Source organism: Pseudomonas sp., assembly GCF_026224925.1.
Lineage (GTDB): Bacteria > Pseudomonadota > Gammaproteobacteria > Pseudomonadales > Pseudomonadaceae > Aquipseudomonas.
This window is the reverse complement of sequence record NZ_JAMFRV010000359.1, coordinates 1-14,308: the sequence shown is the minus strand read 5'-3', so window position 1 is coordinate 14,308 and position 14,308 is coordinate 1. Positions and strand designations below refer to the sequence as shown.

Here is a 14,308-nt window from a genome sequence, read left to right as displayed (position 1 = left end):
CGCCGGTACCGAAGGCAGGAACCAGACGTTACGCATTTGCGCATAACGGTCCTCAGGCACCAGCACTTGTTGCACATCGCCTTCCACCACCAACGTCTCCAGCACCAACTCGCCACCTTTGACTAGGCAGTCTTTCAGCGCCAACAGATGGTCGATCGGTGAGCGCCGGTGATACAGCACACCCATGGAAAACACCGTGTCGAAGCCTTCGAGGTTGGCGGGCAGGTCTTCCAGGGTAAACGGCAGGTGCCACGCGGGCAGGTCGGGCAAAAACCGCTGCATGGCCTGGAACTGACAGAAGAATAGCCAGTTCGGATCAACCCCAATCACGCTGTCGGCGCCGGCACCCAACATGCGCCACTGGTAATAGCCATTGCCGCAACCGACATCCAGCACCCGTTTGCCTTTTAGATCCAGGTGCGGTGACACCCGTGACCATTTCCAGTCCGAGCGCCATTCGGTGTCGATGTGCACACCGAATACATCGAACGGGCCTTTGCGCCACGGCGACAGCCCCATCAATGCTGTACGCAGTTGCGCCCGGGTATCGGCGTCGCAGTCGTTGTCGAGGGTGAAACTTTCGGCCAGATCAACGCGTGTGGGTATCAGCGCTGGCAGCGCATCCAGCGCGCTTTCCCAGCGCTCCAGGTCGCCATGGCTTTTAGTCATCTTGGCATCAAGTTGCGCTTGCAGGCCGTTGGCCCATTCAGCCAACGGAGTGCCCGCCAAACGGCGGACCAGTGGAGCGAGATCAATCATGGCAGGGCAATCAACGAGGCAAAGTTAAGGCATTGGAACCACGGCACAACTTTGGAGAACCCGGCTGCCAGCAGGCGATCCCGATGTTCTTCAAGGCTGTCGGGCTTCATGACGTTTTCAATGGCGCTGCGCTTCTGGGAAATTTCCAGTTCGCTGTAGCCGTTGGCGCGTTTGAACGCGATGTGCAAGTCAGTGAGCAGGGCGTGTTCCTGTTCATCGTTAAAGCGCAGTTTTTCCGAAAGGATCAGCGCACCGCCCGGCACCAATGCCTGGCGCACCCTGCCAAGCAGGGCCAGGCGCTGCTCGGGGGCGATGAATTGCAGGGTAAAGTTCAGCGCCACTACCGAAGCGGGCTGGAACTGAAGAGCGAGAATATCGCCTTCTACCACCTCGACCGGTAGCAACTCCTGAAACATCGAGTCTTGCGCCTTGAGGTATTCACGGCAGCGCTCGACCATCGCCGCAGAGTTATCCACAGCGATCACGCGACAACCTTCACTGCGCACATGGCGGCGCAACGACTGGGTGACCGCGCCGAGAGAACTGCCCAAGTCATACAGCACGCTATTGGGCTGAGCGAATTGCGCCGCAAGCACGCCAAGGTTCTCGACGATGGTCGGATAGCCGGGCACTGAACGCTTGATCATGTCCGGAAATACGCGCACCACGTCTTCGTTGAAGGCGAAGTCTGGCACTTGGGCCAATGGCTGGGCGAAAATGCGGTCGGGTTCTTTGCTCACGGCGATTCCAGCGGGAGGGCGAAAAGGCCGGCATTTTAACGAAATTAGCCTGAACTTGCGACGCGTCCCGTCATACGGACCGCATCAAGCCATTCGCGAATGAATTCGTTCCCACAGATATATCCACACCCCTGTGGGACCGAATTCATTCGGGAAGGATTTGGCGCGGTTTCAGATCTGCCTCGATCAATTAACCGTCACCGCACAATCAAAGGTTTTCACCGGCGCGACTTCCGGCGCCCAAGGCTGCTGATAGACCATTAGCAGGCGCCCGGTCCCGGCATTCGCCGCTTGATAACGCCAAACCGATTGCCCGGCACTGCCGACAATGCCGGCGTCTTCCGGGTTGCTGTAAACCTCCGGGCCCAAGCTGCGTAAAACACCGGACGCGGGATTTTGCACCGACCACCGATAGCCAGTTTCAGGAGTGCTGGGCAGCGTTAACAGCACGGTTTGCCCGGCTTTCAGTTTCAGCGGGCAGTCGCTTTGTTTATCGAGGGCAACGATTTGTCTTGGTTGTTGCGCACAGGCAGCAAGCAAGGCGAGGCTCAGGGGAACAAGCAGGCGGGCAGCAGTCATGGAGGCTCCAGTCGTGTACAGACGACGAAGAGCATAACCCCTTCGCCAACAAGTTGGCTCCTACAGAAAAACGCGATCTTCTGTAGGAGCCAACTTGTTGGCGAGGGACCTAAGGCCTAAAACAATATCTTCGCCACATCAGCAAAGCGCTTGGCGAAGTGGACCGTGATGCCTTCTTTGAGGTAGTCCGGCAGCTCTTCGAAGTTGCCGCGGTTGGGTTCAGGCAGGATCAACTCATGGATCTTCTGCCTGCGTGCCGCGATAACTTTCTCGCGCACGCCACCGATCGGCAGCACATGCCCGGTCAGCGTCAACTCTCCGGTCATGGCCACGCCTTTTTTCGGCGCCTGATTGCGCGCCAACGACAGCAAGGCACTGGCCATGGTCACGCCGGCGCTCGGACCGTCTTTGGGCGTCGCGCCTTCAGGCACGTGCAAATGCACGAACGCTTCATCGAAGAACCGCGGATCGCCGCCGAACTGCGCGAGATTGGCGCTCACGTAGCTGTAAGCAATTTCCGCAGACTCCTTCATTACATCACCCAATTGCCCGGTGAGTTTGAAGCCGCGATTCAGCGTATGAATGCGGGTCGCTTCAATCGGCAAGGTCGCGCCGCCCATGCTGGTCCAGGCCAGTCCGGTGATTACACCGGTACCCGACAGCACCTGCTCGTTGCGGAAAACCACTGTGCCGAGCGACGCTTCAAGGTCTTTCGGTCCGAGCTTGATCACCAAGTCCGGGTTATCGATGAGCTTGACCACCGCCTTTCGCACCAGCTTACCCAGCTGTTTCTCCAACTGCCGCACACCGGCTTCCCGAGCGTATCCGTCGATGACCTGGCGCAGGGCACTGTCGCTAATCGACAGGCTGTTTTTCGACACGCCAGCTTTGCTCAATTGCTTGGGCCACAAGTGACGCTTGGCGATGGCGAGTTTTTCTTCGGTGATGTAACCCGACAGGCGGATCACTTCCATCCGGTCCAATAACGGGCCGGGGATTGAATCCAGTGTGTTGGCGGTGCAGACGAACAACACCTTCGACAGGTCCAGACGCAAATCCAGGTAATGGTCGAGAAACTCCACGTTCTGTTCCGGATCGAGGGTTTCCAGCAGCGCAGAAGCAGGGTCGCCCTGGTAGCTTTGGCCCATCTTGTCGATCTCGTCGAGCATGATCACCGGGTTCATCACTTCCATATCTTTCAACGCTTGAACCAATTTGCCTGGTTGCGCGCCGATGTAGGTGCGACGGTGGCCTTTGATCTCCGCTTCATCGCGCATACCGCCGACACTGAAGCGATAGAAAGGCCTGCCCAACGATTCAGCAATAGAACGACCGACGCTGGTTTTACCCACCCCCGGCGGCCCGACCAACAATACGATGGAACCGCTGATTTCGCCTTTGTAAGCACCCACCGCAAGGAACTCAAGGATCCGGCTTTTGATGTCGTCCAGCCCCGCATGGTGCTGATCAAGCACTTTGCGCGCGTGCTTGAGGTCGAGCTTGTCCTTACCGTAAACACCCCACGGCACCGAGCTGGCCCAGTCCAGGTAATTACGGGTAACGGCGTATTCCGGAGAACCGGTTTCAAGGATCGACAGCTTGCTCATCTCCTCGTCGATTCGCTTGCGCGCCTGAGCTGGCAGGGTCTTGCCTTCCAGACGCTGTTCAAACTGTTCGATGTCGGCGCTGCGATCGTCTTTGCTCAGGCCCAGCTCTTGCTGGATGACCTTGAGCTGTTCTTTCAGGAAGAACTCGCGCTGGTGCTCGCCGATCTTGCGGTTCACTTCGGCGGATATTTCTTTTTGCAGACGCGCGACTTCGACTTCCTTGCGCAGCATCGGCAAGACTTTTTCCATGCGTTTGAGCATGGGCACGCAATCAAGCACTTCCTGAAGTTCAACGCCGGTGGCCGAGGTCAACGCGGCGGCAAAATCGGTCAGCGGCGACGGGTCGTTCGGGCTAAAGCGGTTCAGGTAGTTTTTCAGTTCTTCGCTGTACAGAGGGTTCAGCGGCAGCAGCTCTTTGATCGCGTTGATCAGCGCCATGCCGTAGGCCTTGACCTCGTCAGTCGCTTCGGCCGGCGTTTGCGGGTATTCGACTTCTACCAGGTACGGTGGACGATGATGTTTCAGCCAGGTACGAATGCGCACACGGCTCAGGCCTTGGGCAACAAATTGCAGCTTGCCGTTTTCGCGGCTGGCGTGATGCACCTTCACCAACGTGCCGTATTCGGGCAGAGCGTGGGTGTCGAAATGGCGGGTGTCATCGGGTGGCGTGTCCATGAAGAACAGCGCCAGGGAATGATGGTCGGACTTACTGACCAGCTCAAGGGTTTCGGCCCAAGGCTCTTCGTTGACAATCACCGGCAATACTTGGGCCGGGAAGAACGGACGGTTGTGAATCGGGATGATGTACACCTTGTCCGGGAGGTTCTGCCCCGGCAAGGCCAGGCTGGTGCTTGGACTAGAGGCTACTTCGTGTTCTGCATTAACTTCATCTGACACAGTCGCTGAGTCGGTTTGCTGGTCGCTCATGGGGCACCTGCATAATTGAACATGCTGTTTAGATGGGGCACAGAAGAGAGGGTTTCAATGGTACTCACAAATTGATTGATCAGCGCTTAGGTTGCTGAGAGCGTTTCCGATATCTTTATAGGTATCTGTAACTCTATGATGGCCAAATGCTTCGATGCGTGAGTTTTTGATCACTTACCGTCAATCTGTACAGATTACATTTCGTTGCCAAGGTCGGCGGATCCTCCATCCGCGTCGTCGCCTCGATTTGGATGCCAATATGCTCAGCACTGCTCCTTCGGTTGTTTTGGCTGTTATTTTGTTTATGTTCAGAGTGAGTGCTGCTGCCGCGACCTTGGACGCAGAGGTTGTAGACCAGCAAGGGCGGCCGCTGGAACATGCAGTGTTGACGTTACAAGGGCCTCCGGGAAAACTCCCAATCACCCTGACAGTCGACATGGATCAGCGCAATCAGCAGTTTGCACCCCGTGTGCTGGCCGTCCATTCAGGTACTCAGGTCGCTTTCCCCAATAGCGACAACATCCGCCATCAGGTTTACTCCTTCTCGACGCCCAAGCGTTTTGAGCTGCGTCTGTACGAAGGCACGCCATCGTTACCGGTGCTGTTCGATCAGCCAGGGGTGGTGGCACTCGGCTGCAACATCCACGACTCCATGCTTGGCTATGTCTACGTCACCGAAGACCCGTGGTTCGCAGTCAGTGGCAGTGATGGCAGCATCAAGTTCGACCAACTCCCGGTTGGTCATTACCGCGTAACGTTGTGGCACCCAGGCTCGGCCGAGATGCAACCGTTGGCTGGCGGTGAAATTGAAGTGTCGGTCACAGGATTGCGCCAACGTTTCACGGTGCCCGTAGAAGGAAATGGCATGGGGATGGACATGACTCCAGCCCCTAGTACCTTTGGCGACGCATTTAAAAAGGCCACAGGGAAATGAATCTTCGCATTAGTTTCCAAGCGCGCATCGCCTGTGTATTGACCCTGTTGTTACTGGTGGTAGTGGGCGCCGTGTACTTCGCGGTTAAGGCTGCTACCGACAACGCGGTTCGAATCCAGGCCCAGGAACAATTGGAAGTTGGTACGCGGGTGTTCGGGCGTCTGCTGGATATCCGTGGTCGGCAGTTGCGTGATGCCGTGCAATTGGTCGCTTCAGACTTCGGTTTTCGTGGTGCGGTGGCCAGCGGTGACTCGGCGACTATTCGTTCGGTGCTGCGCAATCATGGTGCGCGGATTAACGCCAGTGACATGTTTTTTCTGAGCATGGATGGCAAGGTTATGGCCAGCACCGTGGCGCAAATCGCCGACGGCATTGAGTTTCGATTTGATAAGGCGCTACGCAACGCTCGGCGCGCCAATCAATCAGTGCTGATTGTGCCGCTGGAAGGTGAGCCGCACTTACTGGTGGAAAGTACCGTCCTGGCGCCATTGCCCATTGGTCGAGTGGTTATGGGATTTGCGATTGACAGTGATTTTGCTCAGGAACTGCGTTCCCTCAGCGGCTTGGAGGTCTCGTTCCTCGCCGTCGACAGCCAAGAGCAGTCGGGGCAGATGGTCAGTACCCAACCCGGTTCGTTTTACCCCAGCCTTAGCAACTTGATGCGTGACACGTCTCAGGGGCGCCACATGCACCTGACTGAACACTTGAATCAACGCTTCCTCAGCCAGTCGCTAACACTTAGTAATTCCGGGGATGCTGCCGACGGACAAGTCATCGCGTTGCTGCAAAGCCCAGTCGATAAGGCTATGCAGGCGTTTGCTTCGCTTGACGAAAAAATTATCTGGATTGCCCTCGGTGCGTTGCTGGCCTCGCTGATCGGTGCGCTGCTATTGGCACGCAACGTTTCGCTGCCGGTGCGCGCCTTGGCGAAGGCCGCCGAGCGTATCGGTGACGGCGATTATCAAACGCCTGTGGTGCTCAAACGCAGCGATGAATTGGGCCGGTTGGCCAGCGCCTTTAACTCAATGCAAAGTGGGATTGCCGATCGCGAACAGCAGTTGGCGCATAACGCGTTGCACGACGCTCTAACCGGTCTGCCAAATCGCGCATTGGCGATGGAGCGCCTGAGCAGTGCAATCGCCGCCGAGCGTCCGGTGGCGTTGCTGTACCTGGACATTGCTAACTTCCGCGCGATCAATGAAAGCGTGGGTGCTGAAGGCGTTGACCATATGCTCCAAGAGGTCGGCGCACGTGTACAGGCAACTATGCGTCCTGGCGATACCGTGGCACGGTTGACGGCCAATGAGTTCTTGTTGTTGCTGGAAGGCACTGGCAGCGACGGCGCCGTTGCCGTGGCCGACAAACTGCAGCAGCTGTTACTCAAGCCGCAACGGATTGGCAGTCACGACGTGTCGTTGGAATGTTGCGTTGGAATCGCGGCGTACCCTAACGATGGTGACGCGCCGCAGGAACTGCTCAGTCGCGCTGCCATTGCTCGCCAGGATGCGGCGCTAATGCCGGGTCGTTTGCAGATTTATCAACAGGGTCGCGACTTGGCGCACCAACGCCAGATCAGCTTGATTCGAGACCTGCGGCACGCAGCAGCCAACAATGAGCTAGTGCTGCATTACCAACCCAAACTGGACATCCGTCAGGGCCGCGTACGCCAGGCCGAAGCGTTGTTGCGCTGGCAGCATCCGCAGTTTGGCCTGGTCTCCCCCTTGGAGTTTATTGCCCTCGCCGAACGCACTGGCAGCATTCAATTGCTGACGCATTGGGTTATCGAAGAAGTTATGCGGCAGTGGGCTCAATGGGCAGGACGCGGTTTACAGGTAGAAATTTCCCTCAACATATCTGCGGACGATTTGTTGGGCGCTGAGCTGGTCGGGCGTGTGCAGTCCCTGCTCAAGCAATACCAAGTGCCCGCCGACCAATTGATTTTCGAAATTACCGAAAGCGCCGTCATGCGTGAACCCGAGCATGCGCTGAAAGTGTTGCACCGCTTGCGTGAGTGCGGCATCAGCCTGTCAGTGGATGATTTTGGTACCGGTTACTCGTCACTGGCACACCTTAAGCGGCTGCCGGTGCAAGAGTTGAAAATCGATCAGTCATTCGTGCGTGATCTGGACGAAACCAGCGAGGACGCGGTGATTGTTCGCTCGACCATCGAAATGAGCCACAACCTCGGGCTGAAGGTAATTGCAGAAGGCGTCGAGTATGAACGCAGTTTGCGCTTGCTCGAACGTTGGCAATGCGACACCGCACAGGGTTATTTGATTAGTCGCCCCTTAGCCGCCGCTGCGTTTGAAGCGTGGATCGCGAAACCTTTAGCCTCAACCTGTCTGATGGGTCACTGACTTATGCCATGCCGGTTGCGTTTTTCGTTGGGTTTTTTGTCTGGGGTGCTCCTGTCGGGAGTGTGTGCTAACACCGCTGAAGCCGATCAGGGCCGGTTGATCGCCACCGGCGGTGCTAGCAGTATCGAGGGTGCGGCCGGGGGAGGGATCACGCCATGGGCGGTATTGGCCGGCTACGGCGAGATGGGTGAGTGGGGCAGCAGTGTGTTTGCTACCCATGTCGATTTGCCGGATTACGCCCTGGACGTGGTGGGGTTGGCTGCTGCGTTCGACAACCGAGTAGAAGTGTCTTACGCCCGCCAGCGTCTGGACTTGGGATCGCTGGTGAGCAAACTGCACCTCCCGCAAGACAGTCTGAGCCAGGATATCTTCGGGGTGAAAGTGCGCTTGTTCGGTGATGTGATCTACGATCATTTGCCACAGGTGTCGCTCGGCCTGCAATACAAGCATCAGGATGATTTTCTTATCCCCAGTCTCGTAGGCGCCAAGCGCGATTCGGATACCGAAGGCTACTTGACCGCCAGCCGTTTGTTCATGGGCGCGGCGTTTGGCTACAACCTGCTGCTCAACGGTGGTGTGCGCTACAGCCGCGCCAACGAACTGGGTTTGTTCGGCTTCGGCGGCGACCGAGGCGACACCCGTAGCGTACTCAAGGAAGGCTCGATCGCAGTGTTATTCAACCCACGCTGGGCGCTGGGCATGGAGTACCGCGAGAAGCCCGACAACCTATCGTTCTCCGGTGAAAGTGACTGGAAAGATCTGTTCCTTGGCTACTTCCCCAACAAACACCTGTCGTTTGTGCTGGCATACGCGCGGCTCGGCGAGATTGCCACGCTTGGCAACCAGAACGGTACGTACCTTTCCGTGCAGGGCAGTTTTTAATATGCGCCCGTTGTTATGGACGTTAATCGTTGTACTGGCTGGGTGCGCGCAAACGCCGGCTCACAATGACGACCTTTACGTCGCCTTGGGCCAGCGCGCAGGGCTTCAACGCATCGTCGAAGGCATGTTGCTGAACATCGCTAGAGACAAGCGCATCTCGGGACACTTCAAGAGCAGCCATGTGGTTCGTTCGCGGGATAAGTTGGTTGAGCAGTTCTGCGTCGAAACCGGTGGCCCGTGTCGTTACACCGGTGACAGCATGGCGGAGTCGCACAAAGGGCAGCACCTGACGCACAGCGATTTCAATGCGCTGGTCGAAGACCTTATTGATGCAATGGATGCTCAAAAGATTCCGGTGCCCACGCAAAATCGCTTGATCGCCAAATTGGCGCCGATGCGCGGCGATGTGATTGATAAGTGATGAAATACGCCCGGTTCAACTCAGCTTGGTCAGGTAACTCGGCAGCTCTTGTTCCGGTAGCACCGAGAGCACCTTCAGCCGTTGCAACATCCGCTGCCGGGCGCGGTGCAGGTGTTCTTTCAGGTTAAGCGCGGCTGCGTCAAACGCGCCATGCAGCAACAATTCCAGGATCAGCCGATGTTCCGCGAGCATGGCTTCGTCGGCGCCAATCCCCAACACATTGTAGAAAATGCGGCTGATGATCATCGGGCTTTGGCCCTGACGAATCAGCGTGGCGATTTTGCGGTTTTGCAAACCGGCCAGGCAATGGTGGTGCAAGTCTTCTTCGATGTGTTCGATGTCTGTCAGTGTGCTGTCAGGGTTGTTCTGCGCGGCAATCACTCGGGCGAGCATGGCTTCCAGGGTTTCCCGGCTCAGGCCGGGTGCTGTCTGGCGCAAGGCCTCAGGTTCCAGGCAGGCGCGCAGCTCGTAATCCTCGGTCACTTCGCGAGCGGTCAACGGCCCGGCGAGCCACTGGGAGTAGGGTTCTTTTTCCACCAGCCCGCGATCACGCAGGCGCATCAGCGCTTCGCGCACGACGGCTCGGCTGACACCGTAATGTTCTGCAGCGCTTTGCTCATCCAAGCGAAAATGACCGAAAGCGATACAGGTCGATAGCGCCACGCCTATTTCTTCAAAAATCCGTTCGCCGAGGGGGCGGGTATCCACCAGCTCTTCGCTGCTGTCCAAACCGAACTGGGTACGGCTCAGGATCAGGCGCAGTGGCTCTACTGCGATCCCTTCGGGATTGACCAGATAGCCTCGACCATCGAAGCGGCTGATCAGGCCTTCTTCGTGCAGCAGGTCGAGTGCTTTGCGCACGGGGACGCGGCTGGTGCCGAACAATTCGGCCAGCGGCGCTTCAAGCAAGACTAATCCGTGAGCGGCGGCGCCATTGACGATGGCGTCACGCAACACCTGACGAATCATGGCGTAGCGCGACGCAGTACGTGAGTCCTCGGCTGACATCGATTTCATACACTTCTCTGATGGGTGAAGGTTGCAAGATCGCTATCGCAGCCTTCGGCAGCTCCTACACAGACCTGTAGATCACCCGGATCCGGTGGGAGCGAACTTGTTCGCGAACGCAGCAGCGCGGTATCTCAGCTGAACCGCGCTATCGGCCGCGACAATTCTCGCACACATGTGCGGGTGTCACCGGGGGCTACGTGTGCGTGCTCGTTTGTGGGGCCTTTTTGCGTAGGCGTTACCTTTCTGCACCTAAATGTACCTTTTATTAAATATACATTATTAGTTTAATCTTCTAGTTGCTCTTTCATGATCACGCCGTCTGGCTGATTTTCCCGAGAATTTTAAGGCTCTAGATCAATAAAGTGCGGGTGCTACCGCCAGTTCTTCCGAAGTGGATAACGACCAACAGTTTTACTCTGGCACGAAATCTGCCTCCTTAAAATGTACATATTATTAATTAGTACGTTTTAAGGTTGAGCAATGACCGCACTGTATGCCGACACTCGAAACCTTGCCCCTGATGCCACCGCAATGGCTGAGGATTTTGCACACGGTCGTAATGACCCGGTGCAGGCGCTCGACCGCGTGTTACGGCGCACGGCGTTGGTCGATCATGTATTCATCTCGCTCAACGTCGACCGCGCCCGTCGTGAAGCCGAGGCGTCGGCGGCACGCTGGAAAGCGGGCCAGCCACTGAGTGCCTTCGACGGTGTTCCGCTGGCCTGGAAAGACCTGTTTGAGGTCGCCGGCAGCATCACCACCGCCGGTGCCTCGGTGCGCCGCGGTTTGTCCCCGGCCTTGGTGGATGCGCCCAGCGTCAGCCTGCTGACCCGCGCCGGGATGGTTAATGTCGGCAAGACCAACCTCAGTGAATTTGCCTATTCCGGGTTGGGCCTCAACCCGCATTTCGGCACACCGCACAATCCCCACGGGCTAGACCAGCCGCGCATTCCCGGTGGCTCATCGGCAGGTTCGGCAGTGGCGGTGGCAGCAGGCATCGTGCCGATCGCCATGGGCACCGACACGGCCGGTTCGATCCGTATTCCCGCCGCCTTCAACGGATTGGTGGGGTTTCGCAGCAGTTCGCGCCGTTACAGCCGTGACGGCGTATTTCCCCTGGCCCACACCTTGGACAGCATCGGCCCGCTAACCCACAGCGTGCGCGATGTCGTGGTTATCGATGACCTGCTCTGCTCGCGCAGCAAGCCTAGGCCGGTGCTGCCACGCAGCTTGGCCGGGCAACGATTTTGGGTTGAACAAACCGTGCTTGAAGACCCCCGTGTAGACGACGCCGTGCGGCTAAATCTACTGCGCGCAGTCGAGGGTTTACGTGCCGTTGGTGCCCATGTGGTGGTTGGCCCATGCCTGGCCTTTCAAGCCGCGATGACCCTGATCGAGCAGCACGGTTGGCTGGGTGCAGCCGAAGCGTTTGCGCTGCATCACGCCTTACTCGACAGCGGTGAAGCTGAGTTTCTTGATCCACGCGTTCGTCGACGTCTAGAGGCGGCGCGTCATATGCCCGCCAGCCAATTACTCAAACTGTATGCCGGGCGCGAAAGCCTGCAAGCGCAACTGACCCTTGAACTGGATGGCGCCGTGCTGATTACCCCCAGCGTGGCCCACGTCGCGCCGCCGTTAATGCCGCTGCTGGCGGACGACGAATTATTCGCGCGGACCAACCTCGCGACGCTGCGCCTGACCATGCCGGGCTCGCTGTTGAACATGCCCGGCGTCTCGTTGCCCAGCGGCCGCGACGCGCAGGGAATGCCGACCGGACTGCTGCTGAGCGCTCCCGCTGGCGAAGACGCGCGATTGTTACGCGCTGCGTTGGCGGTGGAAACGATTTTGATCTGACGCAAAAGCTTCGATCACCGGAGCGCCCGGCGCCAGTGATCAGACGAAACACCGCCGGTTTGATTAACGAGCAGGAGAACACTAATGGCTAAAGAAATTCTGTGTGCGTTTGGCGTCGATGTCGATGCTGTGGCGGGTTGGTTGGGCTCATACGGCGGTGAGGATTCACCGGATGATATCTCCCGTGGTTTGTTTGCCGGGGAGATTGGTGCACCGCGCCTGCTCAAACTGTTCGAGCGCTACGGGTTACGCACCACCTGGTTTATTCCCGGCCACTCGATGGAAACCTTCCCGGAGCAAATGAAGGCCGTGGTCGATGCCGGTCATGAGGTTGGCGTTCACGGTTACAGCCACGAAAACCCGATTGCGATGACCGCAGAACAGGAAGAAATCGTCCTCGACAAGTCCATCGAACTGATCACCAAAGTGACCGGTAAACGGCCGACCGGCTACGTTGCTCCATGGTGGGAGTTCAGCAAGGTCACCAACGAACTGCTGCTGAAAAAAGGCATCAAGTACGACCACAGTTTGATGCACAACGACTTCCATCCGTACTACGTTCGGGTCGGCGACAGCTGGACCAAAATTGACTACAGCCAACACCCTGACACCTGGATGAAACCGCTGGTACGGGGTCAGGAAACTGACTTGGTAGAGATCCCGGCCAACTGGTACCTCGACGACCTGCCGCCGATGATGTTCATCAAAAAGGCACCCAACAGCCACGGCTTTGTTAACCCACGGCACTTGGAAGAAATGTGGCGCGACCAGTTTGACTGGGTGTACCGCGAGCATGAACACGCGGTGTTCACCATGACCATCCACCCGGACGTCTCCGGTCGCCCGCAGGTGCTGTTGATGCTTGAGCGTCTGATCGAGCATATCCAGAGTCATGAAGGCGTGAAGTTTGTCACTTTCGATGAAATCGCCGACGACTTCGTGCGCCGAAATCCTCGTAACTCCTGATATTTGTCCTAGTCGAGGCGTGCCCCATGTCCATTTACAACAAGCTTGACCTGACCGGTTGGAAACCCCAGCAGCTGACTTCCGCACACGTGAAGTTCGCCACTTGGATTGCGTTTTTTGCGTGGGTGTTTGCTGTTTACGACTTCATTCTGTTCGGCACGCTGCTGCCTGAAATCGGCCGGCATTTCGGCTGGGACCAGACTGAGCAGGCGCGGATTTCTACCTGGGTCGCTGTGGGCACGGCCGTTATCGCCTTGGCGATTGGTCCGTTAGTGGACAAGATCGGTCGACGAATGGGCATTATTTTCACCGTCAGCGGTTCGGCGATCTGCTCTGCGTTGACCGCTATTGGCGGCTCGTGGGGCACTGCAGCATTGATTTTGATCCGTTCGCTGAGCGGGCTGGGTTATGCCGAAGAGGGTGTGAACGCAACTTACCTTAGTGAGGTTTACGCAGCATCCGACGACCCTCGATTGACCAAACGTCGCGGTTTCATCTACAGCCTGGTGCAGGGCGGTTGGCCAGTGGGTGCGCTGCTTGCGGCAGGTTTGACGGCAGTGCTGCTGCCAGTGATTGGCTGGCAGGGCTGCTTTGTCTTCGCTGCCATTCCAGCCATCGTGATCGCGATCCTGGCGCGCAAGCTCAAGGAGAGCCCGCAGTTCCAGATTCACCAGCGTATTGGTGAGCTGCGCAAAAGCGGCGAGGCGGTTCAGGCTCAGGCGGTCGCCACTACTTATGGCGTCGACTACGAAGAACACAGCAGCGCCGGCCTTGGTGCCGCTTTCCGTGGCACCTCGTTGCGCGCCACATTGGTGATCGGCGCTGCAATCCTGCTCAACTGGGCGGCGATTCAAGTGTTCAGCGTGCTCGGCACCTCGGTGATCGTCAGCGTGCATCACATCTCGTTCGAGAACTCGCTGATCATCCTCGTGCTGTCCAACCTGGTGGGTTATTGCGGCTACTTGAGCCATGGCTGGATGGGCGACAAGATCGGCCGCCGCAACGTCATCGGCCTGGGTTGGATGCTTGGCGGTCTGGCGTTCGCCGGGATGCTTTACGGCCCAAGCAACATGCCCGTGGTGATTGGCCTGTACAGCCTCGGTCTGTTCTTTTTGATTGGCCCGTACTCGGCAGCACTGTTCTTCATCAGTGAAAGCTTCCCCACCAGCATTCGTGCAACCGGCGGCGCGATCATCCACGCCATGGGCCCGATTGGTGCCGTAGTCGCCGGGTTTGGCGCGACCTCGGTGTTGAGCGCAGGCGGCGACTGG

General features: G+C 57.7%; 12 protein-coding genes. 7 read left to right on the top strand and 5 right to left on the bottom strand.

Annotation, left to right across the window (positions count from 1 at the left end; genetic code table 11):
• From cmoB to lon, 4 genes are all read right to left on the bottom strand, one after another.
• Nucleotides 1-759: tRNA 5-methoxyuridine(34)/uridine 5-oxyacetic acid(34) synthase CmoB (cmoB, locus tag M0974_RS15670; protein WP_297838456.1), on the bottom strand; the 759-nt coding region annotated here is incomplete at its 3' end.
• On the bottom strand, nucleotides 756-1,499 hold the full coding sequence (gene cmoA, locus M0974_RS15665) for a carboxy-S-adenosyl-L-methionine synthase CmoA (protein ID WP_297838453.1): 744 nt from the start codon (nucleotides 1,497-1,499) through the stop codon (nucleotides 756-758). The genes cmoB and cmoA, both read right to left, overlap by 4 nt.
• A 186-nt stretch (nucleotides 1,500-1,685) precedes the next feature.
• Nucleotides 1,686-2,078 (bottom strand): protease inhibitor I42 family protein, encoded by a 393-nt coding sequence (locus tag M0974_RS15660; RefSeq protein WP_297838450.1) that lies wholly within the window; start codon nucleotides 2,076-2,078, stop codon nucleotides 1,686-1,688.
• A gap of 116 nt (nucleotides 2,079-2,194) precedes the next feature.
• Nucleotides 2,195-4,612, bottom strand: a complete 2,418-nt coding sequence (gene lon / locus M0974_RS15655) for an endopeptidase La (RefSeq protein WP_297838447.1) — start codon at nucleotides 4,610-4,612, stop codon at nucleotides 2,195-2,197.
• A gap of 259 nt (nucleotides 4,613-4,871) precedes the next feature.
• Here lon and M0974_RS15650 point away from each other — a divergent pair, with 259 nt between their 5' ends.
• Genes M0974_RS15650 through M0974_RS15635 form a run of 4 tightly spaced genes read left to right on the top strand, consistent with a single transcriptional unit; the run spans nucleotide 4,872 to nucleotide 9,206 of the window.
• Nucleotides 4,872-5,546: a methylamine utilization protein gene (locus M0974_RS15650; RefSeq protein ID WP_297838444.1), complete on the top strand. Its 675-nt coding sequence runs from the start codon at nucleotides 4,872-4,874 to the stop codon at nucleotides 5,544-5,546.
• On the top strand, nucleotides 5,543-7,903 hold the full coding sequence (locus M0974_RS15645; protein WP_297838441.1) for an EAL domain-containing protein: 2,361 nt from the start codon (nucleotides 5,543-5,545) through the stop codon (nucleotides 7,901-7,903). Before M0974_RS15650 ends, M0974_RS15645 begins: the two co-directional genes overlap by 4 nt.
• A 36-nt stretch (nucleotides 7,904-7,939) precedes the next feature.
• Nucleotides 7,940-8,785, top strand: coding sequence for a DUF3034 family protein (locus M0974_RS15640; protein ID WP_297838459.1), 846 nt, complete (start codon nucleotides 7,940-7,942; stop codon nucleotides 8,783-8,785).
• 1 nt (nucleotide 8,786) lies between these two features.
• The gene (locus M0974_RS15635; RefSeq protein ID WP_297838438.1) at nucleotides 8,787-9,206 is read left to right on the top strand and encodes a group 1 truncated hemoglobin; all 420 of its coding nucleotides are present in this window, start codon (nucleotides 8,787-8,789) and stop codon (nucleotides 9,204-9,206) included.
• Nucleotides 9,207-9,221: 15 nt separating this feature from the next.
• Here the strand turns inward: M0974_RS15635 and M0974_RS15630 are convergent, their stop codons facing one another.
• Entirely contained in the window at nucleotides 9,222-10,223 is a 1,002-nt protein-coding gene (locus M0974_RS15630) for a GntR family transcriptional regulator (protein WP_297838435.1), read from the bottom strand.
• Nucleotides 10,224-10,697: 474 nt separating this feature from the next.
• Between M0974_RS15630 and M0974_RS15625 the strand changes: the two genes are divergently transcribed.
• From M0974_RS15625 to M0974_RS15615, 3 genes are all read left to right on the top strand, one after another.
• Nucleotides 10,698-12,071, top strand: coding sequence for an amidase (locus tag M0974_RS15625; RefSeq protein WP_297838432.1), 1,374 nt, complete (start codon nucleotides 10,698-10,700; stop codon nucleotides 12,069-12,071).
• Nucleotides 12,072-12,155: 84 nt separating this feature from the next.
• On the top strand, nucleotides 12,156-13,037 hold the full coding sequence (locus M0974_RS15620; protein WP_297838430.1) for a polysaccharide deacetylase: 882 nt from the start codon (nucleotides 12,156-12,158) through the stop codon (nucleotides 13,035-13,037).
• Nucleotides 13,038-13,063: 26 nt separating this feature from the next.
• A partial coding sequence (locus M0974_RS15615) for an MFS transporter (RefSeq protein WP_297838427.1) occupies nucleotides 13,064-14,308 on the top strand: 1,245 nt, incomplete at its 3' end.